Raw genomic sequence first — 22,676 nt, forward strand, 5'->3', positions numbered from 1 at the left:
TGCGAGATCGAATGACCTACAAAAGCGCCTGGCTAGCAAGAGAGTATTGGCAAAGCGCAGAATCGGTCGATGGTACCGCCCCGAGAAACATTTTTGGAGCGCGGCTGACTGCGCGGAATCCGAGGGGCACTAACGCTTGTGCGAACGCGTCGCTGTCATTGACGTCGATGCGCAGTGTCGTGTCGCGAAAGCACCTTGTGGACTCAGCCACCAGGTCGACGGCAAGCTCCACGGAATCCGCGACGATCGGTCCAACCACAGCGCCTTGCCCGAATGGACGAACGATGCAAAAACCAACGACATTGTTAGCTTGTGCTGCGACGAATACAGCGTCGGCAGTGGAAAGAAGATCGTCAAGAAGCACCTTGCTGAAAACGCCTGTGGCGCTTCGATAAAGCTGATAGATATCTTCGAAATCTTGAGCGCGGGCCATGCGCACAGCTCTTGCAGGCTCATGGTTTGCGGCAACTGAACGGTCGTCTGGTGACGCCGTGAGTTGGTACACCACTCCATTCTCCTCAAAGCCCAGACTCTCGTACAGCCTGCGGCCCTCCGCTGTTGAGACAAGTGAAACGTTTTTCGTTGCAACACCCAACACTCTGTTGGTGAGCTCACGGCCGAGACCCCGACCTTGAAAGCAGGGGTCAATCGTAATCAAACCGATGCTTGAGTAATCGCCCTTTACGCATGCGATCGCCGTTCCGACCACGTTCCCTTCAAACTCGAGGACCAATCCTTTTGATACGCGAAATGCCTGGGCCCAATCTTCGCCGCGATGAGCCCACCGGAGACGTCTGGTGAGGTCATGACATTGCTGCAAATCGAGCGCCGTCATCGTTCTTACCGAATATTCATCTTGTTGCATCATGTTTGTTTGTCACTCATAGACGTCGTTTCAGAAACTCGTGGGTCCGATCTTCCCGGAAATCGCCTGACACCTGGCCGGTCGGCACCTCTTCAATAATCTTTGCGGCATACACGTCTCTCGCATACCGCTTACCACTCCGGTAGGCGTTCCGGTTCATGATTGATCAAACTCATGTGCGCATCGGCCAATCCACCAGGCCTTTTGATTTAGCCGCGATGGTGGAGAGCGCATTCTGAAGGCTTGAAGCAGTAAAGCTTGCCGGTAAGCGTGTAGTCGCCCCTATTCCATGCGATGGAGCGGCTTCAACTTGCCGCTTTCAACAATCCTGTTGACGCAGGATGTCCATCGCGATAGCCCCTTCTGCATTAGTTGCATTAGTGGCCTCTCGCCACGAGCAGTAAGAGCCATCATTTGCTGATGAGCAGTGCAGAGCAAAAGCGATTTCAATTGTGATTCCCTTTCGCCCTCGGCAACGAAGATAGTCTGGCCGACAACGCGTTTTTACACAATATAGTGAACGCTGGTTGCGTGTCAAAAAAAATCTTATCAGTAGTTTTCCCGAGTGCCAGTTTGTCGCCGACGCGAAAAATCGTCTAAATGTCACATAGTTCACATTCAAATGCGCTCAATGCCGGGCTAATATCATCGTCTTTAAGTGGCGCAACTTTTTATTGCAGTTATGTTGTGTGTTCATTATCATGAACTATCGATTGAACGTCGATGCGATCACCGGCTCGACCTTAGTCGCCTCACGTCGACTGGAAGCGTGAGAGATCAACGATTTCTTTGAGGTCGTTCCGGCTTGGGGTGATGGGATCTACGTGCGCGACAAAACGCGAGGGAAGGGCAATTCTGAACTGTCGGGTGATATCGGCTTCAGCACTGGATGCGATGTGAGTTGATGGCACATCAGACACAAATGTGGGTCGCTGGAGCGCGGCCACGAAATAACAAGCACGACTCAATATGACTACGATTCTCGACAGCTCACATTTCCCGCGCGGTCACTTTATTGAAAGGATTTGCGTCTTTGACGGCGAATCTGACATCGAAGTCGTGCGCCCGTCAGACGGAGTCGCCTTGGGCGCCACTTCGGCAGGAACGGCGTCCACCGTGGACCTTGCCATACGAAGCGCGCAGCGGGCACTCCGCGCTACCGGTTGGGCTAGTTGCGCGCCGCGCGAGAGGGCACGAGTGCTTCGTCGCCGGGCCGATCTTATCGACGCTGATCCATTGCTGCCGCAACTTGAAGCAATTGGCTCGACCCGGCCGATCGCGGATGCGAAGGCCTCGGACATTCCGTTTACTGCCGACGCCATTCGGTTCTTTGCGGAGTTCGCAGACAAGTCCGGTGGTGAGGTTGCCAATACGCAGGCTCAGAGTTTAGGAATGACAGTGAGGGAGCCGTTGGGTGTCATCGCGGCAATCACGCCGTGGAATTTTCCACTCTCCATGGCTTCGTGGAAGTGTGGACCCGCTCTGGCAGCGGGTAACGCCGTGGTACTGAAACCTTCCGAGCTGACACCGTTCTCGACGCTGCGGCTTGCCCAATTGGCCGTGGACGCGGGCGTCCCCCCCGGAATATTCAACGTGGTCAACGGATTCGGCGCAGAGGCGGGCGGTGCGCTGGTCTCGCATCCCGGCATCTCCAAGGTAAGCTTCACTGGTTCGACGCGTACAGGCAAAGCGATTTTGGGGATGGCTGCCACGAGCATCAAACCCGTCACGCTCGAGTTGGGCGGTAAGTGCCCGCAACTCGTGGTCGAGAAAGTGCCGAACATGCGAAGCTCATTGAGTTCGTGAGCCGCGGGTTCGCCGCCAATGGTGGTCAGGCGTGCGTGGCGGGCACCCGGCTCATTGCCCACCGCAGCGTGGTCAACGAACTTGTTGAAGGCGTAGTGAGAACAGTCTCACTGTTGAAACCCGGGCTTACTTGGGAGATGTCAACGCGTTTTTCGCCTATCATCAGCGCCGCCCAGTTGAGTCAAATCGACGCGAAGGTACGGGCATCGCGAGAAGCGGGCGCCGACGTGTTGTGCGGCGGGTCTTCGTTCGATGACGAGGCTGGACGCTTTTTCTATCGTCCGACGGTCATTAGCCGGGTAGATGCCGGAATGCCCGTGGTGCAGGAAGAGGTGTTTGGTCCAGTTCTGACGGTGCAGACGTTTGAGTATGAGGAGGAGGGCTTGCTCCTCGCGGACCACCCTTCATATGGGTTGGCTGCAGGCGTGCATACCAGTGATATCGGCCAGGCATTGCGGGCCATGCGCAGAATTGCTGCAGGGACGATCTGGATCAACCGCTACGGCCGCAGCAAGGACCTGATCATCCCGACCGGAGGATTTAAGGGGTCGGGTGTCGGCAAGGACTTGGGACATCAAACTTTTGAAGCGGCGCAACGAGAGAAAAGTGTTCTCACGGATTTTGAAGATCGATCGACCGGCGAATAATGAACTTAACTAAAGAAAATGCGGGCACTGAACGCGAAGATGCAGCAACTGACTCTGAGAACGGCAAATCGGTCGTCAGTCGGCGTCTTCGCGATATTCGCGCAAAAAAAGGCCTCAGCGTGAGCGAACTTGCGTCCAGGTCGTCCGTGTCAACGGGCATGATCAGCCAGATTGAACGCGGCATTAGCAGTCCCTCCGTAAAGACGTTGGAACGCCTTCGCACAGCACTCGACATTTCGCTTACCGACCTGTTCAACGATGAAGGCGAGCCACGCGAGGAACTGCCAGGAGTTGTGAAGGAAGTCAGCTTCGTCCGGCGCCGCGAATCGCGGCCGCAGTTTGCCGTGCAAGCGACAGGTCTGCGAAAGGAACTTCTAACCCCTGAAGGGCAGCACGATCTACAGTTCATGCTCATCCATTTCGATCCGGGAGCAAGCTCCTCAGACGTGTTAATGGGCGCCGGGGAGAAGGCGGGCATGGTGCTTTCCGGTGAGGTTGAATTGATGGTCGGCGGCCACGTCGAACGGATCCGGGAAGGTGACAGCTTCCAGTTCGACAGTACGCTTGCGCATCGGGTGCGAAACTTGTCTGCGCAGATTTCGACGGTCGTTTGGTTTATGGACACCCGTAGGCCTCGAGTCGAGATGTGAGGTCGATATTCAAGCAATATTCCGAGGCGTATATCATCGATCCGCATTACCGTGGGGCTGTCTCCAACATGAAAGGCCGGAAGCTGAAGGATGTATTTCTGACTTTGGTCGGTATCGTCGTGCAGAGGCGCGGGCGCTCGGAGTGGCTCGTTGTTATCGACGTTACCAGGGTGAAGCCGGTATGACGCGCAGCCCGTTCGATCCAGGACTTCAGATTCACTTCGGCGAGTTGATTGCGCAATGCGCTCGCATCACCGCTCTGATCTGGACCGGTGGGAATGCGACAGGACACATTTGTGAATGGTATTTTTTGGAGACCGAAGTTGTTCACACGGTTAGGACAGGGCACAACGTCGTTGTCCAACCCATTGGCGTCAACCGGTTCCGACCGACCTCACCCGCGTCTGATTTTTAGTCTGTGCAATGGAGAAGATGTCATCTATTTGCCCCCTTCCCATCGGCGGCGTGGGCCGCTCGATTCGCAGCCACACACTCAATTAGATTGTCGTCGTTCGACAAGGTTGTATGTACATGATCGATCGTGGACTAGCGCGTGGATATTTGCCGGATCGGGCTGCGTCTCCTTCAGTCGACCTGTTACGCCCGTCTGCAAAGATGTTTCGGAGTGCAATAGAAGTACCAAGTAGGAAGTTAACCTGATTGCCGCCAGTTATCCGATCGCATAAATTTGTCTATACAAATTAGGATGTCGAAGTAAGTATCGCTGCATAAAAACATGCCAAGTTCCGCGCCGCGGAGCCTTGGCCGCCATTGACCAGATTTTCACGTTGGACATCCATTCTGGAGACTTTATGAAGAAGGTTGCCTTTTCCCTCGCCCTCGCACTTCCCCTTACTCTGGCCGCCGTGGGTGCCTTTGCTAAAGAGTGGTCCACGGTCCGCTTTGGTGTGGATGCGAGCTACGCGCCGTTTGAATCCAAATCGCCTGATGGCACGCTTGTCGGCTTCGACATCGACCTCGGCAACGAAATCTGCCACCGTCTGAATGCGAAATGCGTCTGGATCGAGCAGGACTTCGACGGCATGATTCCGGCACTGAAGGCGAAGAAGTTTGACGGCGTGCTGTCGTCGATGTCGATGACGCCGCAACGCGCTGAGCAGATCGCCTTCTCGACGAAGCTGTTCAAAACGCCGGAGCGCCTGGTCGCGAAGCAGGGCTCGGGCATCCTGCCGACCGCTGAATCGCTGAAGGGCAAGACGGTCGGCGTAGAACAGGGCTCGACTGAGGAAACCTTTGCAAAGGCCTACTGGGAACCGACTGGCACGAAGGTCGTGTCGTACCAGAATCAGGACCAGGTCTACGCCGACCTGGTGTCGGGCCGCCTCGACGCAACCATGCAGGACGCAGTGCAGGCTAATCAAGGCTTCCTGAACACGCCGCGAGGCGCGGGCTTTGCGTTCGCCGGCAAGGAACTCGACGATCCCAAAATCCTTGGTACCGGCGTCGGCATCGGGATGCGCAAGGAAGACACTGATCTGAAGGTGAAGGTCGACAAGGCGATCGCCGACATGATCAAGGATGGTACCTACAAGAAGATCGAGCAGAAGTACTTCGACTTCGACGTGTACGGTGGTTAAGCCCCAGCTCGGTACCACGGGAGCGTTAAAGCTTCAGCGTTCCGGACGTGGCAACCTAGACCTCCGGTCATGGCCGCCGGAGGGGAAAATGAAATTGACTTCGTACCCAGCCTGTTGATTTTCACGGAGTCTTAACCCACCGTTTTCATCTAAATTTGACCCACCTCGAGACAGCGTAGTACATCTATTCCGGTGTGGATAACTCTTCGTTTCCAGCCGGTTTTGCTGCCCTTTTTCTCGTTGCCTTCGCTTTGGCAGAACTGGTCCTGAAGCGCCACGATTCGTTGCCAGTCTCGACGATGTGGCAATGATGCGTAACCCGGTCCAGCAGCGCTGTCGTCATCTTTGCATCCCCGAACACCGTTGCCCACTCGCCGAAGCTGAGATTGGTGGTGATCGCGACACTCGTATGCTCGTACAGCTTTGACAGCAGGTGGAACAGCAATGCGCCACCGGTCTGGCTGAACGGCAGATAGCCAAGTTCATCGAGAATCACCAGATCGACGTACATCAGCTTGTGTGCGATCTGGCCTTGTTTGCCCGCCGATTTCTCCTGCTCCAGGGCGTTGGTCAGCTCGACAGTTGAGAAGTAACGCACACGCTTGCCGTGGCGCTGTACGGCCTCGATTCCGATTGCCGAGGCAAGGTGCGTCTTGCCAGTGCCCGGCGAACCCACTACACACTGCCCATCATCATTGCGATGATGTGATCATCCGCTATCCGTTTCACCCTCGCTGCGGTGAACGGATAACCGTCATCGGGATGAACAATTACCGGGGCGAGTCGTATCTGACTATCAGGCAGCCCGATGGCACTCTGACGCATCTTCCGCCGTGGATGGCAGGCGAGGATGCTGCCCGCATGTCTGTCGTCGTCCAGCCGGAGTTGCCTCATGCGGTGCTGATCGAACTTCTGCGCCTGGTCGACACGGCGTTATCGTGCTTTGCGGCGGTAACACCTGAGGGAGGCAAAGATGCGCAACCAGATGACGAGGCAGAAGGATCTGTTCGAGGAAACTGTGCCGGAGGCGTTAGTATCAGAGGAGATGCAAGCCGAGCTGGTGACGCAACTGGCGCTGCTGATGTTCGCGTTGATCGACGTCATCGAAGCGGAGGCGCGTGATGAGCAAGATCGGCGCTGAACACCTTTCCCGTCGTGCATACGTGTACGTCCGTCAGTCAACGCTGGATCAGGTCCACCACAATCGCGAGAGCCAGTTGCGCCAATACGGGCTTGCCGATCGCGCACGCGGACTTGGCTGGCCAGATGCGACGGTTATCGATGACGACCTGGGTCGCTCCGGCTCTGGCAATCATCGTCCCGGATTCGAGCGCCTATTGGTGGCACTGTGCAGCGGCGAAGTGGGTGCCGTATTCTGCATCGAAGCCTCGCGTCTTGCGCGCAATGGTCGTGACTGGCACACGCTTCTGGAATTCTGCCGTCTTGTAGGATGCCTGCTGATTGACGAAGATGGAATTTACGATCCGAGACAGCCTAACGATCGCCTCCTGTTAGGCATGAAGGGCACGCTTTCCGAGATGGAGCTTTCGACGTTTCGCCAACGCTCACAGGCGGCTCTTGATCAGAAAGCCAAACGCGGTGAACTGTTCACGTCGGTGCCAATCGGTTATGTGCGTGCACAAGGAAATCGTATCGAGAAGGATCCTGATACCCGCGTCCGGGAAGCGCTCGATCTGGCGTTCCGGAAGTTTCGCGAGTTTGGTAGCGTCAGGCAGGTCCTCCTATGGATTCGACAGGAATGCATTGAGCTACCCGCGGTGAACTACGGCCCGGACGGTCGCCACATTGTATGGAAGCTTCCCGTCTATAACACCCTTCTGCACATCCTGACGAATCCGACTTATGGCGGCGCATACGCGTTTGGCAAGACCCGGACTATTGCTCGCATTGTGAACGGACGCAAGCGAGTGTTTGCGGGCAACCCCCTTCAGCGCGAGGAATGGCAGGCCTTGATCATCGAGCACCACGCGGGCTACATTAGCTGGGACGAGTACGAGGCGAACCGCAAATTGATTACCAATAACGCGAACATGAAGGGCAGCATGGTCCGCGGCGCTGTCAAGCGCGGGAGCTCGCTTCTGGCGGGACTGCTTCGTTGCGGTCACTGCGGGCGCAAGCTGCACGTTGCGTATTCCGGCACCAAAGGCACCGTCGCGCGGTACAACTGTCAGGGCAGCATGATCAATCATGGTGGCCCTCGCTGCATTTCGTTTGGTGCGGTTCGTGTTGATCAACGCGTTACTGAAGAAGTTTTGCGCCAACTTCAACCGTTAGGTATTCGTGCATCACTCGAGGCCATTGAACGTACACGAACAGAGCAGGACGAACGCGTGCGGCACAAGGAGCTGGCACTTGAACAGGCGCGGTATGAAGCTGCGCGAGCACGTCGGCAATACGATGCGATTGATCCTGAGAACCGGCTGGTTGCGGCGGAACTTGAGCGACGGTGGAATGAAACGCTGAAGACGCAGGTGCAAATACAGACCGAACTCGACCTCCTGCGCGAACAGTCATCGAGGGCGCTGAGTGCGGGCGCGCGTGATGAACTTCTGCGACTCGGTGAAGACCTGCCCCGGCTATGGCACCACCCGGCCAGTTCGGTCGAGATCAAGAAACGCATTCTTAGGACGGTCGTCAAGGAGATCGTTGCCACAAAGCAGGACGACACGATTCGTGCACTCGTGCATTGGCAAGGAGGCGATCACACCGAGATCGTGTTCGAGAAGAACCACACAGGTGAGCATCGCTGGGCCACCGATGTCGCAACGATAGACATCGTTCGCGCGTTGGCGAGAACGTTGGCAGATCAAGGCGTAGCGGCGGTCATCAATCGACTAGGCAAACGGACGGCGAAGGGCCACACCTGGACCGCCGCGCGAATCTGCACGCTGCGGAAGGACCATCGAATCCCTGCATATCGCGAAGGCGAACGGCAGGAGCGCCGCGAACTGACGGTTACAGAAGTAGCCACCCTGCTGGGTATCAGTGCGCCAACCGTCATCCGCCTGATTCGAGTCGGGAGGTTGCCGGCGTCACAGGCTTGTCTGGGTGCGCCATGGATCATCCAGCAGGTGGACGTCGACAATTATCTGGAGCGACGAGCTGCGGACCGTCCGCAATCAGATAACTCAAATCAATTATCCATTGATCTTCAATGACATAGGGAGGTGAGCATTATGTCTCGTGCCCGGGGCCGCCGATGAACACGACGTTGTGTGCGCTTGCGAGAAACGACAGTTCGCTGAGTTCACGAATCAGCGCTTCATCAACTTGTGCCTGTGCGAAGTCGAAGCCTTTCAGGTCGCGGTGAGCCGGGAAGCGTGCGGCGGTCATCTGGTAAGCGATCGAGCGGACCTGCCGTTCGGCGGTTTCCGCCATCAACAGCTGCTTCATGAAGCGCTCCGGCTCGAAGTCAGTGTGACGCGCCTGTGCCAGTAGCTCCGGCCAGGTACTCGCCATGCCGTGCAGTTTGAGGCCCTTGAGCTGGGCAATGATGTCGTTAGACATGACGATCCTCCGGTGGGTTGGCGCGTAGCGTCTCGTAGCGATTCACGTCAGCCGCCGGTTCTTCCTTGAGCTGGAGTTTCGTGGTGGCGAGACTGGCACTCGTGACAGGCGCCTTCAGCCGGCTCAGCACGTTCAGGACATGCTCCCCACTGGGGCGCCCTGAATCCAGCGCAGCCTGCACAGCGAGCAGCACAGCATCGAGTCCGTGTTCGCGCACCGCGGCGAGCACCTGCGTCATGATGCGATCGCCGCCCGGGTGTTTGAGCAGGTGCCGCTGCAATAGCTGCAGCGGTTGCGGCATCGTGATGAAGGGCGCACCGTTGCGCAGTGCGCCGGGTTTGCGCTCGACCAGCGTGATGTAGTGTCGCCAGTCGTAAAAGGTCATGTGCCGCTCGAAGCTGCGTTCGTGGCGGGCGATCTCGTGCGCGTCGGCGACGACGCTGAGATACGCCGGATAGCAGCGCACGCTCACCAGCTGGTTCGTGTACTCGGTAGGCACGCTGTAGCGGTTGCGCTGGACGTGGATCAGGCTGGTCGACGAAACCCGCAGGGTCTGCTCGACGTAGCCGTCGAACGGCCGTGGGTTGGGCATCAGCCGGGTGCGCTCGTCCTGCAACACGTCCTCGACTGTCAGCTCGGGCCATTGCGGGTGCCGCATGTGCCAGGCTTCGCGACACTGGCCGGCGACCCATTCGTTCAGAATCTCCAGCGTCTCCCAGCGCCGTAGCGCCGCTTCGTGCCAGATCTGCCGTCGGCGGTCCTGAACATTCTTTTCGACGATGCCTTTCTCCCAGCCTGCCGCCCGGTTGCAGAACTCTGGCTCGAACAGATAGTGGCTGCACATCGCTTCGAAGCGTGCGTTGACCGCGCGCTCCTTGCCGCGGCCAACCTTGTCCACGGCGGTCTTCATGTTGTCGTAGATGCCGCGCCTGGGCACACCGCCGAATGCGGCGAATGCGCGGGCGTGCGCGTCGAACAGCATCTCGTGACTCTGGGTGGGATAGGCGACGAGCCAGAACGCGCGGCTGGCGTTGAGTTTGACGTGGGCAACCTCGAGGCGCCGCCGCAGCCCGCCGATGAAGGCGTATTCGCAGCTCCAGTCGAACTGGAAGGCTTCGCCGGGCTCGAAGGCGAGCGGCACGTAGGCCTTTCTGCGCGGCGCTTCGGCCTGTTCCTCATGCCAGCGCCTCACGAACGCGCTGACGCGGCCGTAGCTGCCCGCGTAACCCTCGCCGCGGATCGCCTCGAACATGAATCGCGCGGTGCGCCGGTCGCGCTTCGGGCGATGACTGTCCGCCCGCAGCCAGCCCGTCAGCTGTGCGGCCCACTCGTCAACAACGCTCGGACTGACGCGCTTTGGATACTTCGGCTCGACAGAATCGGTCTGCCGCAGCCAGCTGCGCACCGTGTTTCGGGACAGGCCCGTACGCCTCGCAATCTCGCGCAGCGGGACCTGCTCGCGGAAATACATCCGCCTGATCTTGGCCAATATGCCCACCGTGATCACCTCTGTATCCCCTGCTCAAAGATTGAGCAGGACATTCAATCACGTGGGTCAAAATTCGATGAAAATTACGCCCCTTAGTGGGTCAATTCTGCGTGAACATCAACAGATGATCGTCAATTTCCGCCGATGCTGGTGCCCGTCGTCTGCCTGACCTTGCTTGGCCTCGGTATGTCGATCGCGTCGGCGCGAAGCAGAGCGGGCGAGCGCATGCGGATAGCGGCGGGGCAGTAAGCGCCTGCGACGAACTGCTGGATAGCGACAGGCCCGCGTTAAAGCGGGCAGTCGAGCCATTCGAGTGGCCGGGCACCCGGACGCAGCGATTGAGACGGCGGCCAGTGGCATGACCGGTCTCTCGTTCATTATGATCGCCAGTACGATTTGCCCACGCCGCAGGCGTCGCCTGAAACTCAGAACTTCTGGCGCATGCCGATCCGCAACGTGGCCTGGTTCGGCGAACTCGATGCTGCGAGCACCGGTCCGAGGTCCGCTACTGCTCCGCCGCCAGCGCGCATGTACGTCGCGCTGGCTTAGACGTCGGTACGTTTCGAGAGCAGATAGTCCACACTCGCATCGGTTACCTGATAATGCGGCGCCTGCCCGGTTTGTGACACGCTGCCAGCCGTATGGCTATACGCGAGGCCGGGTTGCAAAATTGATCGTGGTCTCGTTTATGGATGGCGCCGGCGTGGCAATTTTGACCGTGCCAGACATCGGACAGGGTTCGGCCCAGCTTTTCTCCAAACGCTTCCGCAGTTAGAAAATCGACTGACCTGTAAGCGTGGTCAGCCACTCCAGCGCGAGGACGCCCGCTAGCGAATTGCCGTTGCTGTCCAACCGCGGTGACCAGACGCAAACCGCCATCTCTCCCGGCAGCACGGCGACGATGCCGCCGCCCACGCCGCTTTTTGCCGGCAAGCCGACCCGATAGACGAAATCGCCCGCTGCGTCGTATGTGCCGCACGTCAGCATCAACGCCGACAGCCGCTTGGTTGAACTTGCATCGAGAATGCGCTCGCCCGTCGACGGTACGACGCCGCCGTTGCTCAGAAAGAGCGCCGCATTTGCCAACTCGACGCAACTCATCGAAATCGCGCATTGACGGCAATACGCATCGACGACAGCCTCCGCGGGCATCTCCATGTTGCCGAAGCTCGCCATGAAATGCGCCATCGCGCGATTGCGATGTGCGTGCTGCAACTCGGATTGCGGATTCGTTTGTCAGACGCCGCATGAATTCGACCAGCGCGGTCTCCGCCTTGACGAAGCGGCGGCACAGCACATCGGTGACGACGAGCGCGCCTGCGTTGATGAACGGATTGCGCGGCTTGCCCTGCTCGGCTTCGAGTTGCACGAGTGAATTGAAGGCAGTGCCCGATGGTTCACGGCCGACCCGCTCCCACAACGCATCGCCCAGCAGCCTGAATGCCATCGTGCATGCGAACAGCTTGGAGATGCTTTGAATCGAAAATCGTGTATCGGCTTCTCCGACGCGAAACACGTCGCCCGCCGTCGTCACGACCGCCATGCCGAAGCTGTTCGGCGGGACTCCCGCGAGTTCGGGGATGTAATCGGCGACGCGTCCCTTATCGAGCCAGGGCTGCAGGTCGGCGTGGATCGTTTCGAGGATGCGTGAATAGTCCATCGAGCGTCATCAGGTGATGGCGGTGAAACGGATGAGTGGGAGCCGGGATACACAACGCGAAGCGAATCCCGGCAAGCGCGAACCGCTTTGCATGTTTTGCGCCACGTAGTCGGATGACCGGCGTTATTCTGCACTGGAAACAATTCGGGTGGCGCATGTGCTTCAGCAGTATCGAGCGCGTTAGCGAGCCGACATCCACTCCTCGCCCGAAAGACCGCTCGTTGCGTACTCGTCGGTCTTCTCGCCGTGAACCGTCTCGCGCTCGTCGAGATACGCCGAGCGATAGCCGCTGTTCACGCCCCAGAAGTAGAACACCAGCGAGAAGGCGATCACGACCAGCATGTCCCAGCCGTACGGCAGGATGCCGTAGCCGCCGAATTCCTTGCTACCGATCAGCGACAGGATCGCCATGATCGGCAGATACGCGACCAGCCACCAGGCGGCCTTCAGATCCTGATTGAAGCCCGTGAAGCCCGCCTTTGCCTGGAAGTAGAAGAACACCGGCAACGCAACGATCATCAGCAGAATGATCTCGCCCGTCAGCGGCCACTTCGCCCAGTACAGGATCAGAGACGCGCAGACGAACGCGAACGGCGCGATCACTTTCATACCGGCGATGCGCAGCGGGCGGTCGAGATCGGTTGCCGCGCGACGCAGCGACATCAGGCTGATCGGGCCGGTCAGGTACGAGATCACCGTCGCGACCGAGATCACCGCTGCCAGTGAACTCCAGCCGCGAAAGAAGAACAGGAAGATGAACGACACGAACAGGTTGAACCACATCGCCGGACGCGGCACGCCATACAGCGGATGCACGCTGCCGAAGATCTTCGGCATTGTGTTGTTGCGCTCCATCGCATAGATCATGCGTGTGGTCGTCGCCATGTAGGTCGTGCCGGTGCCGCTCGGGCTCACGAATGCATCGACGTAGAGCAGGATCGCCAACCAGTTCAGGTTCAGCGCGATCGCCAGTTCCGCGAACGGCGACTTGAAGTTGAGCAGATTCCAGCCTTTCATGACATCAGCCGGGTTCACCGCGCCGATATACGCGATCTGCAGCAGCACGTAGATCACAAGCGCGAGCACGATCGAGCCGATCACCGCGAACGGCACGCTCTTCGCGGGGTTGCGCGCCTCTCCGGCCAGGTTGATCGGGCTCTGGAAGCCATTGAACGCGAACACGATGCCGCTCGTGGCGACCGCGGTCAGCACCGCCGACCACCCGTAGGGGGCGAACGTCGTCGTCTGGCCGAAGTTCTCGGTATGGACGCCGGTCATCATCAGGCCGAAAATCGTCAGGCCGGGGATGATGAACTTGAAGATCGTGATGGCCGTATTGGCACGGGCAAACACCTTGACGCCCCAGTAGTTGAGCATGAAGTAGATGACCACCAGCACCGCCGAGAGCAGCAGGCCTGGCGTGGTCAGTGAGCCGCTGACGAACAGGTTGTGTGCCCATTCATATGGCCACGTGCTCATGTATTGGATCGATGCTTCGGCTTCGATTGGAATCACCGACACGATCGCGATCCAGTTGGCCCATGCGCTGACGAAGCCCACCAGGGCGCCGTGCGAATAGCGTGCGTAACGCACCATGCCACCCGATTCCGGGAACATCGCCCCGAGTTCAGCGTAAGTCAACGCGATTGCGAGGATCACCACCGCGCCGATCACCCATGCGCACAGCGCTGCGGGACCCGCGATCTTGGCGGCTCTCCATGCACCGAACAGCCAGCCCGATCCGATGATCGAGCCGAGTCCGGTCAAAAGCAGTGCGAACGGACCGATGTGCCGTTGAATAGATTGATTCAATTGTCGTCCCCAAATTTTCAGATGCACGGAACTGTCAGGCGTCTTCATGCGTGACGTTCAAAGTTCCGGCTTTCCTTGTAATTCGAAAGCAGCGCGAGGCCGCTATCGCAATGTGTGCTGCGCGAGGTGCCGTTGATTCACCTATGGTCATCGAACGAGTGCGCGATATTCTCGAAATGACACATCGCCGTCCAATGCCAATTACGCATAAGGGTTATGTCGAAAGAGCATAATTCGCCGGCAGTCGTAGACAAAAAGTAAAGTCAGTCGTCGGCGCGAAAGCGCATTCAAGGTGGGGCTGGTCATCGGAAACAGCGCATACCCTCGCATGCAACTGCGCAATTCCGTGAACGACGCTCGGGCTGTAAGCGACCTGTTGGCATCAGCTGGCTTCAGTGTGGATATCCAGCTGGAAGTGACGCAGCACGCGTTCCGCGAAGCCATTCAGCGTTTTGGCGGCAACATAGAGCGCAGCGGCACCAAGCTCGCCGTGTTCTATTACGCGAGGCACGGTGTGCAGCTCGATTGGCGAAACTATCTGCTGCCAGTCGATGCGGAAGTCAGCACAGGCGATGAGCTGAAGGCTCGATGCGCGATCTCGATGAACTGGAAGGAAGTGACCGGGGAGCTGTATGGCGCGGTCGATTCGCTCGAAACGCAGGTTGAGCAGATGAAGGGTATGTTCCCGGACGACGATGACCTGATTCAGGAAGCGCTCGATGAAGCGAGTGACGCCACGCGCCCCTATATGGCGGCACGCAAGGCTGAACAAGCCGCTCAGGACGTGCCCGCGTCAAAGCTTGAACTGACACCGTCGCAGGTGACGATTGCCAGAAAGTATGCCGATGGTGTGTTTGCGTACGTGCTGGAATGTCCGACCCACGAGGCTTTTTCGGGCTGCGCTGGATCAGTGCGGCGACACGCTCTTCAAGTTTCTGATGATCGAAACGTCGAAGGGGGAAGATTGCCTGTCTCACGAGGTCACGATGAAGGGTCTCGAATTGGCGATTGGTGACCTGACCAAGGTGTTGGATGCCGTGGACATGGAGGCTGACTGGTCGCTGGAGGAGCCTGAGCAGGCGTCAACTCCGTTACCATCGCCTGGCATGTGAATCCGAAATCAGTAGCTTAAACCCGCCAGTACTCTTCGGAGCCTGGCGGGTTTTTCTTTGCCTGCGCGGCGCGGGCTACATACAGCGGTGGAGTCGCTCAGCCGTTCAGTTGCGACTCGACGTTCAGGACGATCCGTGCGACCGGGTTGGCCTCGGCGGACTGCGGAGCGAACTTGATCTGGGCGAACGTGACGACGCCGAGAGCGACGACCAGGAGTGCGCCAGACGCGGCGATGCGGGGAAGGTATTTCACAGAGACCTCTTTTTGATGGTTAAGCAGGAACTGGCGAAGCTGACAGGCGTATCGAATCACCTTCAGCGGCATATCTGTCCGCAACCGGGCAACGCCGGACACGGTCGTCAGATCGCACTTACCGATCGGACGGGGCTTGTGCAGTGCACTATAACACGGTCGTCAGATCGACGCTGTCGATCGAACGGGGCTTGTGCAGTGCACTATATATGGTTTATCCGCGTGCCCAGCGCGACACCCTGTCGCCAGCGGATGTTTAATTGCTTGAGCGTTTTGTGTATGAAAGATTTCTGTAGGCCGTTGGCCGCGAGAACCGGCGACATGAACGGGATCACAAACATGTGCGACAGCATCGTCAAGACCGTGAGCGCATACGCCTTCAGATGTCGCGGAAAGCTGAGAGGCCGCCACAGCGCGGGCACGATATCCGCAAGCGGGAGCGTCTGGTGCGCGAGATTCGCGCCGAGCGCCGGCACGACACGCAAGGCGGCGAGCCAGGTCAGCACGGACATCGCGACGAGCAGCCAGAATGGGCGCGCTACAACCGAAGCGAGCGCCTGGTTCGATGCCGGCTGGCACACCAGCGATCGCGGCGAGTGAGAACGCCGTCATGATGACGCCAGTCGCGGCGCCGCGGCGTGTGACTGGGATCACATCGGTGACGATTGGCATCAGGATCGAGCCAAGCACGCCGCCCATAAAGCCGGAGAACGCGCGCGCGGCGAGCAGCATCGAAAAGCTGGGCGCGTAGGCGAGGTTCGAGAGCGCGAATAATGATTACAAGTTTAGGCAGTTGTGTGGGCGCTCGCCAACGCGCCCATCTTCGATGACCGGCGCCGATCTGCGTGTGAGTCCGAGATCCGTCCCATGTCAACCGTGCGGGCGAACCGCTCGGTTGACATGGGCCGCGTTGACCGGTGACACTTTCAAACCAGTTCGCGTCTGTGTAACACCTCAACGGTGTTGCCTGACGCCGCGAGGTCAAGCCGATGATGAGGTCAAGCATCGTGGCGGTTAGTCGTAAGTTCGAAAGCGGGGACGAGCTCCACATGGCTCGACCCACATGACCTGACCTACCAGTCGACTATGCAAACCAATTCACCGAAGGCGGACAGGCCGCGACCGGATGGCCTTCATGACCTGCGCATTACGAGGTATGGGTTCCTGCTCCTCGACGGTTTTTCACTGATCGCACTTGGCGCAGCCGTCGATCCGTTGAGGATTGCGAACATGGTTGTGGGACGGCGCGTATACGACTATCAATTGGTTGCGCGCGGTGCGGATGTCGTGCAGTCAAGCGACGGCATACGTGTGCTGCCGGATCTCACAATTGCCGACAGCGGCCATTTCGACGCCGTGTTCGTGGTCGGCCCCAACCCGATTCCGCGCAGAGGCATCGGATGGGTCCTCGACTGGCTGCGATTGCAGGCGCGCCACGGCACGGCGTTGGGCGGTCTCGATACAGGAAGCTTTTTCCTCGCGCGTGCCGGCTTGCTCAATGGGTATCGTTGCACGATTCACTGGGAAGACCATGACATCCTGACGGAGCAGTTCCCGAAGCTGACGGTGTCGAACCGCCTCTATGAGGCCGATCGTGACCGCTATACGTGCAGCGGCGGCGTGGCACCCCTTGACCTGATGGTGCACCTTCTTGGAAGGCCGCCGGGCAGTCGTTCGCTCGCCGCGCGGGTGCTGGAACTGCTTGTCGCCGAACGGCGCAGCCACGAACAGCGGCAGCGCACATCGCTGCGCCAGTACATGGGTGCCGAACACGCAAAGCTCGACGAAGCGTTACAGATCATGGAAAGCAATGTCGAGGAGACGCTTTCCGTTACCGAGATCGCGTCGTACCTGCACGTTTCGCAACGACAGCTCGAGCGCTGGTTTCATGAGCGGCTTGGCAAGACCCCGGCACAGGCTTATCTGGAAATCCGGCTTCTGCGCGCCCGGCAACTGCTTTACCGGACCGCCAAGCCGCTCGAAGAGGTCGGTACAAGTACGGGCTTCGTGTCGATGACACATTTCGCCACATGCTACAAGGCGCAATTCCAGATCTCACCGAGCGCTGATCGCCGCCGCTACCAGAACGCACTCTAGGGCCCAGACGCCGTCTGTGCTCGCGCTGTCGCATAGATGACAGACCTTGCATGGAGATGTCCACGTCAATCCGATTCGCGAGGCGTGGACTGCAACGGGCTCTCCATTGATCCTCGCCGCGCAAGCCGCAGCGCGGGATTCCTCTGTCGAGGTTAACCCTGAACGTCGGAATGGGAAAGTATTTCGACGGATTGGGAAATATTCGAAATCGCTGAACTTCTACCATTCGCTCTACCAACCGAGGCTTTTTCACTAAGGAGTGAGCGAATGAAAATGGAGAATCTGATCCGCATCGAGAACGGCGAAAAAGTGAAGCATACGTTCTCGGACGCGGAGTACGCGAACCGCCAGGGCAAGCTGCGTGACCTGATGGCGCGCGAGAACATCGATGCCGTGCTGTTCACGTCGTATCACAACATCAACTACTACGCGGACTTCCTGTATTGCTCGTTTGGCCGCAAGTACGGGCTCGTCGTCACGCCGAAGAAAGTGGTGTCGATCTCCGCGAATATCGACGGCGGGCAGCCGTGGCGTCGTACGGTTGGTGACTACAACGTGGTCTATACCGACTGGCAGCGCGACAACTTCTTCCGCGCCGTGCAAGGCGAAATCGACAACAAGGGGCGCGTAGGGGTCGAGTTTGACCAGGTGCCGGTCGAGGTCCTTGCGAAGCTGAAGGCAGCCCTGCCGTCTGTCGAATTCGTCGATATCGGCGTGCAGACCATGCGCATGCGCATGATCAAGTCGGCGGAAGAAATCGAGGTCATCAGGCACGGCGCGAACGTCTGCGATGTGGGAGGAGCCGCGCTTGCCGCCGCGGTCCACGAAGGCGTGCCTGAGCACGAAGTTGCGCTTGCCTCGACGCAGGCGATGGTGCGCGAAATCGCGCGCCGCTTTCCCGACTCCGAGCTGATGGACACCTGGACGTGGTTCCAGTCCGGCATCAACACCGACGGCGCCCATAATCCGGTCACTACACGCAAAGTGCAGAAGGGCGACATCCTGAGCCTGAACTGCTTCTCGATGATCGCCGGCTACTACACGGCACTCGAGCGCACGATGTTCTTCGACCACTGCTCAGATGAGCACCTGCGCCTGTGGAAGGTCAACGTCGAGGTACATGAGGCCGGGCTCAAGTTGATCAAGCCGGGCGCGCGCTGCTGCGATATCGCCCAGGAGCTCAATAAGATCTACGCCGAATACGGCCTGCTGCGGTACCGCACGTTCGGCTATGGCCATTCGTTTGGCGTGCTGTCGCACTACTATGGCCGCGAAGCCGGACTCGAGCTGCGGGAGGACATTGATACGGTCCTGGAACCGAACATGGTGGTCTCGATGGAGCCGATGATCATGTTGCCGGAAGGCCTGCCCGGCGCGGGCGGCTACCGCGAGCATGACATCCTCGTTGTCGGCAGGGAGGACGCGACGAACATCACTGGCTTCCCATACGGTCCGGAGCACAACATCATCAAAGCCTGATCGGGCCGCGTTCCAACCCGCCTGCGGCTGCGGCCGCAGGTCTCTCGTAATGTGGCAGGAGACGCTGAGCGCTGCCACGAATATCGCGTGCCGGTGTTAGCCCTTGATGTCGAAACCAGAAAGGGTTTCGTCGCTACGGGAAATCTTTGGATCGGTCCAGCTTCTACCATTTGCTCCAAGGGGCCACGCATCACGCCGTGCAACGAATCGATCGGACAGGCAACCGCGAGAGTCGCCACCCGTGCACAGCCTTCGCATCATTCATGTTTGGAGACAGCAATGAGCACCAGAAATGCAGGTTTGGTCGGGGCCGCAGTCGACGGCTCCATCTCGCCAGGCGACAGGTCGTCTTCGTATCCATCCGACAATGCACCGTCCTCTCCCTCGGTGGAACGGCAACTGCTGAAACGCGCCGCGGTGGCGAGCTTCATTGGCAATTTCGTCGAGTGGTTCGATTACGCGTCGTATGGTTATCTCGCCACCATCATCGCCGTGGTCTTCTTTCCGAAAACCAATTCGACTACCGGACTACTCGCGGCGTATGGCGTGTTCGCAATCTCGTTTTTCGTGCGCCCGATCGGCGGCATTGTCTGGGGGCACTTCGGCGACAAGTTCGGGCGCAGAACCGCGTTGTCGCTGTCAATCCTGATCATGTCATGCTCGACGTTCGTGATCGCCTTCCTGCCGACTTACGCACAGGTAGGCATGCTGGCCCCGGTGCTGCTGCTGTTGGTCCGTGTGGTACAAGGCTTCTCGGCTTCCGGTGAATATGCGGGGGCATCTGCGTTCCTTGCCGAGTACGCGCCAGATGGCAAGCGCGGCGTCTATACCAGCATCGTCCCAGCCAGCACTGCGGCAGGCCTGCTGTTCGGCTCCATCTTCGTTGCGGTACTGCACGCCGTGCTGACAACCGAGCAGATCCAGTCTTTCGGTTGGCGGTTGCCGTTCCTGCTCGCGGCCCCGTTCGGTTTGATCGGCCGTTACATCCGTGTGCGACTGGAGGACACGCCGAAGTTCACGGCGCTCGAAGGCTCGCACCATGTTGCCCGAGCGCCGGTAACGGAATTGCTGAGCGCACACCGCGGTAGAATGGTGATCGCATTTGGCGTGACATGCCTGAACGCGGTAGCGTTCTATCTCGTACTGAGCTATATGCCGACGTATCTGTCGACCGAGATGGGCATGAGCGAAACCGCTTCGTTCGTCGCGGCGACGATTTCGCTTGTCGCGTACATCGGTCTCATTTTCCTGATGGGCTCGCTATCGGATCGCGTGGGCCGCAAGACTATGCTGATTGGCGCGTCAATCCTGTTTGCCGCACTGACCGTACCGCTGTTCAAGGGGCTCGTCGGTGCGAGCTTCGCGACGATCGTGCTGATCCAGATTGCATTTGGCGCGTTGCTAACAATGAACGACGGCACATTGCCATGCTTCCTGTCAGAGATCTTTCCGACCCGGGTGCGCTATAGCGGCTTTGCGTTCTGTTTTAATGCGGCGAATGCGCTGTTCGGCGGGACGGCACCGTTCGTTGCGACATGGCTCATTGGTGTCACGGGCAACAAGCTTGCGCCGGCCTGGTACCTGGTCGGCGCTGCCGGGGTCGCGTTGATTGCCATGCTCGCAAGCCGGGAAACAGCGCGCGAACCGCTGGCTGACGACTGATACGGGAGCACGTGGCGAAGGCTGTCGCGCGTTCCCGATGGACATTACGGCTCGGCAAGTTGCCTATCTGAGTCCGCAATTCGTTAGTCCCTTGTGCTCGCCGGCTGCCTGGGCCGTTCTACCGGAACGGGCGAGGCCGGCTATACGATTAACAAAGCCGCCACAACCTCATGCAGCACGGAGCTCAAAAGTACGTTCACCCCAACGACGTCGACAAATATCGACGTCGTCGCCGGCAGACGTTCAGTTTTTCGCTCCGCGGCCGTTGAGCAGGACGCAGTCCACACGCGGACATTTTGGCCACTACCCAACTTGTCGCGCGATACTCTGCATGACCGCGCGCGGCAGCGATTGCGGGGCGCCTCCACTGACGTACTGAGACTTGTTCATGTCCACCGTGAAGACACATTATCTGGACCTGCCTGTTGTACTGGAGCCAGGTCACCAACTCGAGATTGCACATCAGCGGTTCGATGTATGCGTGCTGCCCGCTCATCAGCAACTCGGCGCATGGTGCGATCGAATGATCGGTGTCGTCGACCTGCTAACAACGCGCGATGGACGTGGACAGCCGTTTCGCGGCCGGATCGACCGCTATGCCGTGGGCGAATTCCTTTTCGCGGACTGCTACACTGATCGCATCACGCAGGACCGCACGATCGCGAGAATTTCCAGGGACGACGCTCGCAGTATCGTGTTCCACATATTCTTCGACCGCGCGCCCGACAACGAGCTTATCTACGCGGGTAAAAAGCGCACGGACCCGGCGCTCGAAGGCGGCATCTTCGCCATTGACCTCGACCAGCCGGTGCAGTTCAGGCGAGCCGCCTGCCGGCACGTGACGATTTTCCTTCCAGGCCTGTTGCTGTGCGACGTGTTTCCGGACCCATCGGCGCTACATGGGCGCATGCTCTCGCCCCTCCTGCCGGTCGTGCGCTTTCTCACGGACAGCGTCATGTCACTCGCTGCGCGGATCCGCCACATGGCTGCAGGCGATGCGCACCGCGCACTGCGGGAACTGGTGCTGCTGATTGCGGATGCGTTCGCTGACCATGCGGGGTTGAAAGGCAGCAAGCCGTCGCTTGGACGCGCGATCGCATTCGATCAGGCGCGGCGCTACGTACGCGAGAACCTGCATGATGACAGCCTCTCGCCCGACAGCGTCGTGGAATCGCTTGGTCTTTCCAGACCAACGGTGTATCGGCTTTTTCAGCATGACGGCGGCCTCGCCGCTTACATCAGACACGTCCGCCTGCGCGCTGCCGCCCGCGAACTGGTCGCGTGGCCGGGAGTGCCTGTCAAGGACGTCGTGTATGCCCACGGCTTTACAAGCGCATCCGACTTCACACGTGCATTTAGACGCGCCTATGGTATGGCGCCTCAGGACGTGCGGGTGCATAACCAGGCCGGGTATGCCGAATTGGAGCGGGTCTCGGCACGTTCCTTCTGCCATGGTCGATGACTCACATCGGTGCTTCAGGGACGTTGCTGATCGCTGCCGGCATCGCTGGCCTCGGCGCAGCACTCTCTCAGTGGCTTGCGCCGCCTTCCGTCAACAAAACCGGTACGCCGGCATATTTCGCAGAAGGCGCAGTCCATCGCTTGCTCTATGTTCTGATGCTCGCTGTTCCTCTGCTCGGGTGGCTAAAAACCAATGCAGCAGGACATGCAGCCAGTTGATTCGGACTCTTCTCGTTGCCGACGCTGCTGCCCAGAAGTCGAGAATTATCGCACTGGTTAGGAAAACTGCACTCACTAACGGCTACGGATTGGCTGCCTGGTACGGTCGGTATGAATTGTTCGCGATGCAGAGCTTCTTCATCATCCGCGGCTTAGGTCTGCTGGTGATCTTTGGGCTGAAAAGACCGCCGAAGCTTCCTCTTCGGCGGTTGCGTTATCGACGCTGAGCCACACCTGTCCGTCGCATCGCTCGCAAATGGCCAGCTTTCTAGCGTATGACTCGTCCGGACGAACTGCGCGCCCATGGTATCCGCATGCCGCGCATGCGTAGGTGTAAC

16 protein-coding genes and 4 pseudogenes are annotated in these 22,676 nt (G+C 58.9%); 12 read left to right on the forward strand and 8 right to left on the reverse strand.

From position 1 onward, the window contains the following. Positions 1-16: 16 nt before the first annotated feature. Positions 17-868: a GNAT family N-acetyltransferase gene (locus tag L0U84_RS06715; protein ID WP_233848697.1), complete on the reverse strand. Its 852-nt coding sequence runs from the start codon at positions 866-868 to the stop codon at positions 17-19. Between the two features lie 966 nt (positions 869-1,834). On the opposite strand from L0U84_RS06715, the gene L0U84_RS44165 reads away from it, so the two are divergent. From L0U84_RS44165 to L0U84_RS06730, 4 genes are all read left to right on the forward strand, one after another. Continuing rightward, positions 1,835-2,671 (forward strand): aldehyde dehydrogenase family protein, encoded by an 837-nt coding sequence (locus L0U84_RS44165; protein WP_442793976.1) that lies wholly within the window; start codon positions 1,835-1,837, stop codon positions 2,669-2,671. Continuing rightward, entirely contained in the window at positions 2,668-3,318 is a 651-nt protein-coding gene (locus tag L0U84_RS44170) for an aldehyde dehydrogenase family protein (protein WP_442793977.1), read from the forward strand. Before L0U84_RS44165 ends, L0U84_RS44170 begins: the two co-directional genes overlap by 4 nt. After that, positions 3,318-3,968 (forward strand): helix-turn-helix domain-containing protein, encoded by a 651-nt coding sequence (locus L0U84_RS06725; RefSeq protein ID WP_233848699.1) that lies wholly within the window; start codon positions 3,318-3,320, stop codon positions 3,966-3,968. The genes L0U84_RS44170 and L0U84_RS06725 overlap by 1 nt, the downstream gene beginning before the upstream one ends. A gap of 812 nt (positions 3,969-4,780) precedes the next feature. Continuing rightward, positions 4,781-5,566: an ABC transporter substrate-binding protein gene (locus L0U84_RS06730; RefSeq protein WP_233851958.1), complete on the forward strand. Its 786-nt coding sequence runs from the start codon at positions 4,781-4,783 to the stop codon at positions 5,564-5,566. A 184-nt stretch (positions 5,567-5,750) separates the two neighbouring features. Here the strand turns inward: L0U84_RS06730 and L0U84_RS06735 are convergent. Next, a pseudogene (locus L0U84_RS06735) lies at positions 5,751-6,245 on the reverse strand (ATP-binding protein); the annotation flags it as partial. A 294-nt stretch (positions 6,246-6,539) separates the two neighbouring features. On the opposite strand from L0U84_RS06735, the gene L0U84_RS06740 reads away from it, so the two are divergent. Together L0U84_RS06740 and L0U84_RS06745 are read left to right on the forward strand one after the other, a co-directional pair. Next, the gene (locus tag L0U84_RS06740) at positions 6,540-6,707 is read left to right on the forward strand and encodes a hypothetical protein (protein ID WP_011493047.1); all 168 of its coding nucleotides are present in this window, start codon (positions 6,540-6,542) and stop codon (positions 6,705-6,707) included. Continuing rightward, on the forward strand, positions 6,688-8,745 hold the full coding sequence (locus L0U84_RS06745) for a recombinase family protein (RefSeq protein ID WP_233845960.1): 2,058 nt from the start codon (positions 6,688-6,690) through the stop codon (positions 8,743-8,745). The genes L0U84_RS06740 and L0U84_RS06745 overlap by 20 nt, the downstream gene beginning before the upstream one ends. Positions 8,746-8,773: 28 nt before the next feature. On the opposite strand, the pseudogene L0U84_RS06750 reads toward L0U84_RS06745, so the two are convergent. From L0U84_RS06750 to L0U84_RS06765, 4 genes and pseudogenes are all read right to left on the reverse strand, one after another. Next, positions 8,774-9,094, reverse strand: a pseudogene (locus L0U84_RS06750) (ATP-binding protein); the annotation flags it as partial. After that, positions 9,087-10,565, reverse strand: coding sequence for an IS21 family transposase (istA, locus tag L0U84_RS06755; RefSeq protein WP_267939715.1), 1,479 nt, complete (start codon positions 10,563-10,565; stop codon positions 9,087-9,089). The pseudogene L0U84_RS06750 and the gene istA, both read right to left, overlap by 8 nt. A gap of 789 nt (positions 10,566-11,354) precedes the next feature. Next, positions 11,355-12,126: pseudogene (locus L0U84_RS06760) on the reverse strand (glutaminase). Between the two features lie 297 nt (positions 12,127-12,423). Beyond that, positions 12,424-14,055: an APC family permease gene (locus L0U84_RS06765; protein WP_233848701.1), complete on the reverse strand. Its 1,632-nt coding sequence runs from the start codon at positions 14,053-14,055 to the stop codon at positions 12,424-12,426. A 292-nt stretch (positions 14,056-14,347) separates the two neighbouring features. On the opposite strand from L0U84_RS06765, the gene L0U84_RS06770 reads away from it, so the two are divergent. Beyond that, positions 14,348-15,070 (forward strand): caspase family protein, encoded by a 723-nt coding sequence (locus L0U84_RS06770; RefSeq protein WP_326491158.1) that lies wholly within the window; start codon positions 14,348-14,350, stop codon positions 15,068-15,070. Between the two features lie 194 nt (positions 15,071-15,264). Here the strand turns inward: L0U84_RS06770 and L0U84_RS06775 are convergent, their stop codons facing one another. Continuing rightward, a complete protein-coding gene (locus tag L0U84_RS06775; protein WP_233848706.1) occupies positions 15,265-15,492 on the reverse strand; it encodes a hypothetical protein in 228 nt (75 codons plus the stop codon). Between the two features lie 227 nt (positions 15,493-15,719). Then, positions 15,720-16,197 (reverse strand): annotated as a pseudogene (locus tag L0U84_RS06780) (MFS transporter); the annotation flags it as partial. A gap of 309 nt (positions 16,198-16,506) precedes the next feature. On the opposite strand from L0U84_RS06780, the gene L0U84_RS06785 reads away from it, so the two are divergent. The 5 genes from L0U84_RS06785 (at position 16,507) to L0U84_RS06805 (ending at position 22,338) form a co-directional block, all read left to right on the forward strand. Then, a complete protein-coding gene (locus L0U84_RS06785; RefSeq protein WP_233848708.1) occupies positions 16,507-17,517 on the forward strand; it encodes a GlxA family transcriptional regulator in 1,011 nt (336 codons plus the stop codon). Positions 17,518-17,784: 267 nt separating this feature from the next. Then, positions 17,785-18,996, forward strand: coding sequence for a M24 family metallopeptidase (locus tag L0U84_RS06790; RefSeq protein WP_233848714.1), 1,212 nt, complete (start codon positions 17,785-17,787; stop codon positions 18,994-18,996). Positions 18,997-19,275: 279 nt separating this feature from the next. Next, positions 19,276-20,658, forward strand: coding sequence for an MFS transporter (locus tag L0U84_RS06795; RefSeq protein WP_233851959.1), 1,383 nt, complete (start codon positions 19,276-19,278; stop codon positions 20,656-20,658). 388 nt (positions 20,659-21,046) lie between these two features. Further along, a complete protein-coding gene (locus L0U84_RS06800; RefSeq protein ID WP_233848717.1) occupies positions 21,047-22,120 on the forward strand; it encodes an AraC family transcriptional regulator in 1,074 nt (357 codons plus the stop codon). Next, positions 22,117-22,338 carry a hypothetical protein gene (locus L0U84_RS06805; protein WP_233848719.1) on the forward strand — a complete coding sequence of 74 codons (222 nt, stop codon included), beginning with the start codon at positions 22,117-22,119 and terminating at the stop codon, positions 22,336-22,338. The genes L0U84_RS06800 and L0U84_RS06805 overlap by 4 nt, the downstream gene beginning before the upstream one ends. Positions 22,339-22,676: the final 338 nt, after the last annotated feature.

Source organism: Paraburkholderia sp. HD33-4 (assembly GCF_021390635.1).
Taxonomy (GTDB): Bacteria; Pseudomonadota; Gammaproteobacteria; order Burkholderiales; family Burkholderiaceae; genus Paraburkholderia.

Bases quoted from the DNA above. Each gene is read 5' to 3' on its own strand.
- L0U84_RS06715 (WP_233848697.1), bottom strand. From the start codon at position 868: ATGATGCAACAAGATGAATATTCGGTAAGAACGATGACGGCGCTCGAT.
- L0U84_RS06795 (WP_233851959.1), top strand. From the start codon at position 19,276: ATGAGCACCAGAAATGCAGGTTTGGTCGGGGCCGCAGTCGACGGCTCC.
- L0U84_RS06790 (WP_233848714.1), top strand. From the start codon at position 17,785: ATGAAAATGGAGAATCTGATCCGCATCGAGAACGGCGAAAAAGTGAAG.
- L0U84_RS06740 (WP_011493047.1), top strand. From the start codon at position 6,540: ATGCGCAACCAGATGACGAGGCAGAAGGATCTGTTCGAGGAAACTGTG.
- L0U84_RS06730 (WP_233851958.1), top strand. From the start codon at position 4,781: ATGAAGAAGGTTGCCTTTTCCCTCGCCCTCGCACTTCCCCTTACTCTG.
- istA (WP_267939715.1), bottom strand. From the start codon at position 10,565: ATGTATTTCCGCGAGCAGGTCCCGCTGCGCGAGATTGCGAGGCGTACG.
- L0U84_RS06745 (WP_233845960.1), top strand. From the start codon at position 6,688: ATGAGCAAGATCGGCGCTGAACACCTTTCCCGTCGTGCATACGTGTAC.
- L0U84_RS44165 (WP_442793976.1), top strand. From the start codon at position 1,835: ATGACTACGATTCTCGACAGCTCACATTTCCCGCGCGGTCACTTTATT.
- L0U84_RS06775 (WP_233848706.1), bottom strand. From the start codon at position 15,492: ATGCCGCTGAAGGTGATTCGATACGCCTGTCAGCTTCGCCAGTTCCTG.
- L0U84_RS06785 (WP_233848708.1), top strand. From the start codon at position 16,507: ATGCAAACCAATTCACCGAAGGCGGACAGGCCGCGACCGGATGGCCTT.
- L0U84_RS06800 (WP_233848717.1), top strand. From the start codon at position 21,047: ATGTCCACCGTGAAGACACATTATCTGGACCTGCCTGTTGTACTGGAG.
- L0U84_RS06725 (WP_233848699.1), top strand. From the start codon at position 3,318: ATGAACTTAACTAAAGAAAATGCGGGCACTGAACGCGAAGATGCAGCA.
- L0U84_RS06805 (WP_233848719.1), top strand. From the start codon at position 22,117: ATGACTCACATCGGTGCTTCAGGGACGTTGCTGATCGCTGCCGGCATC.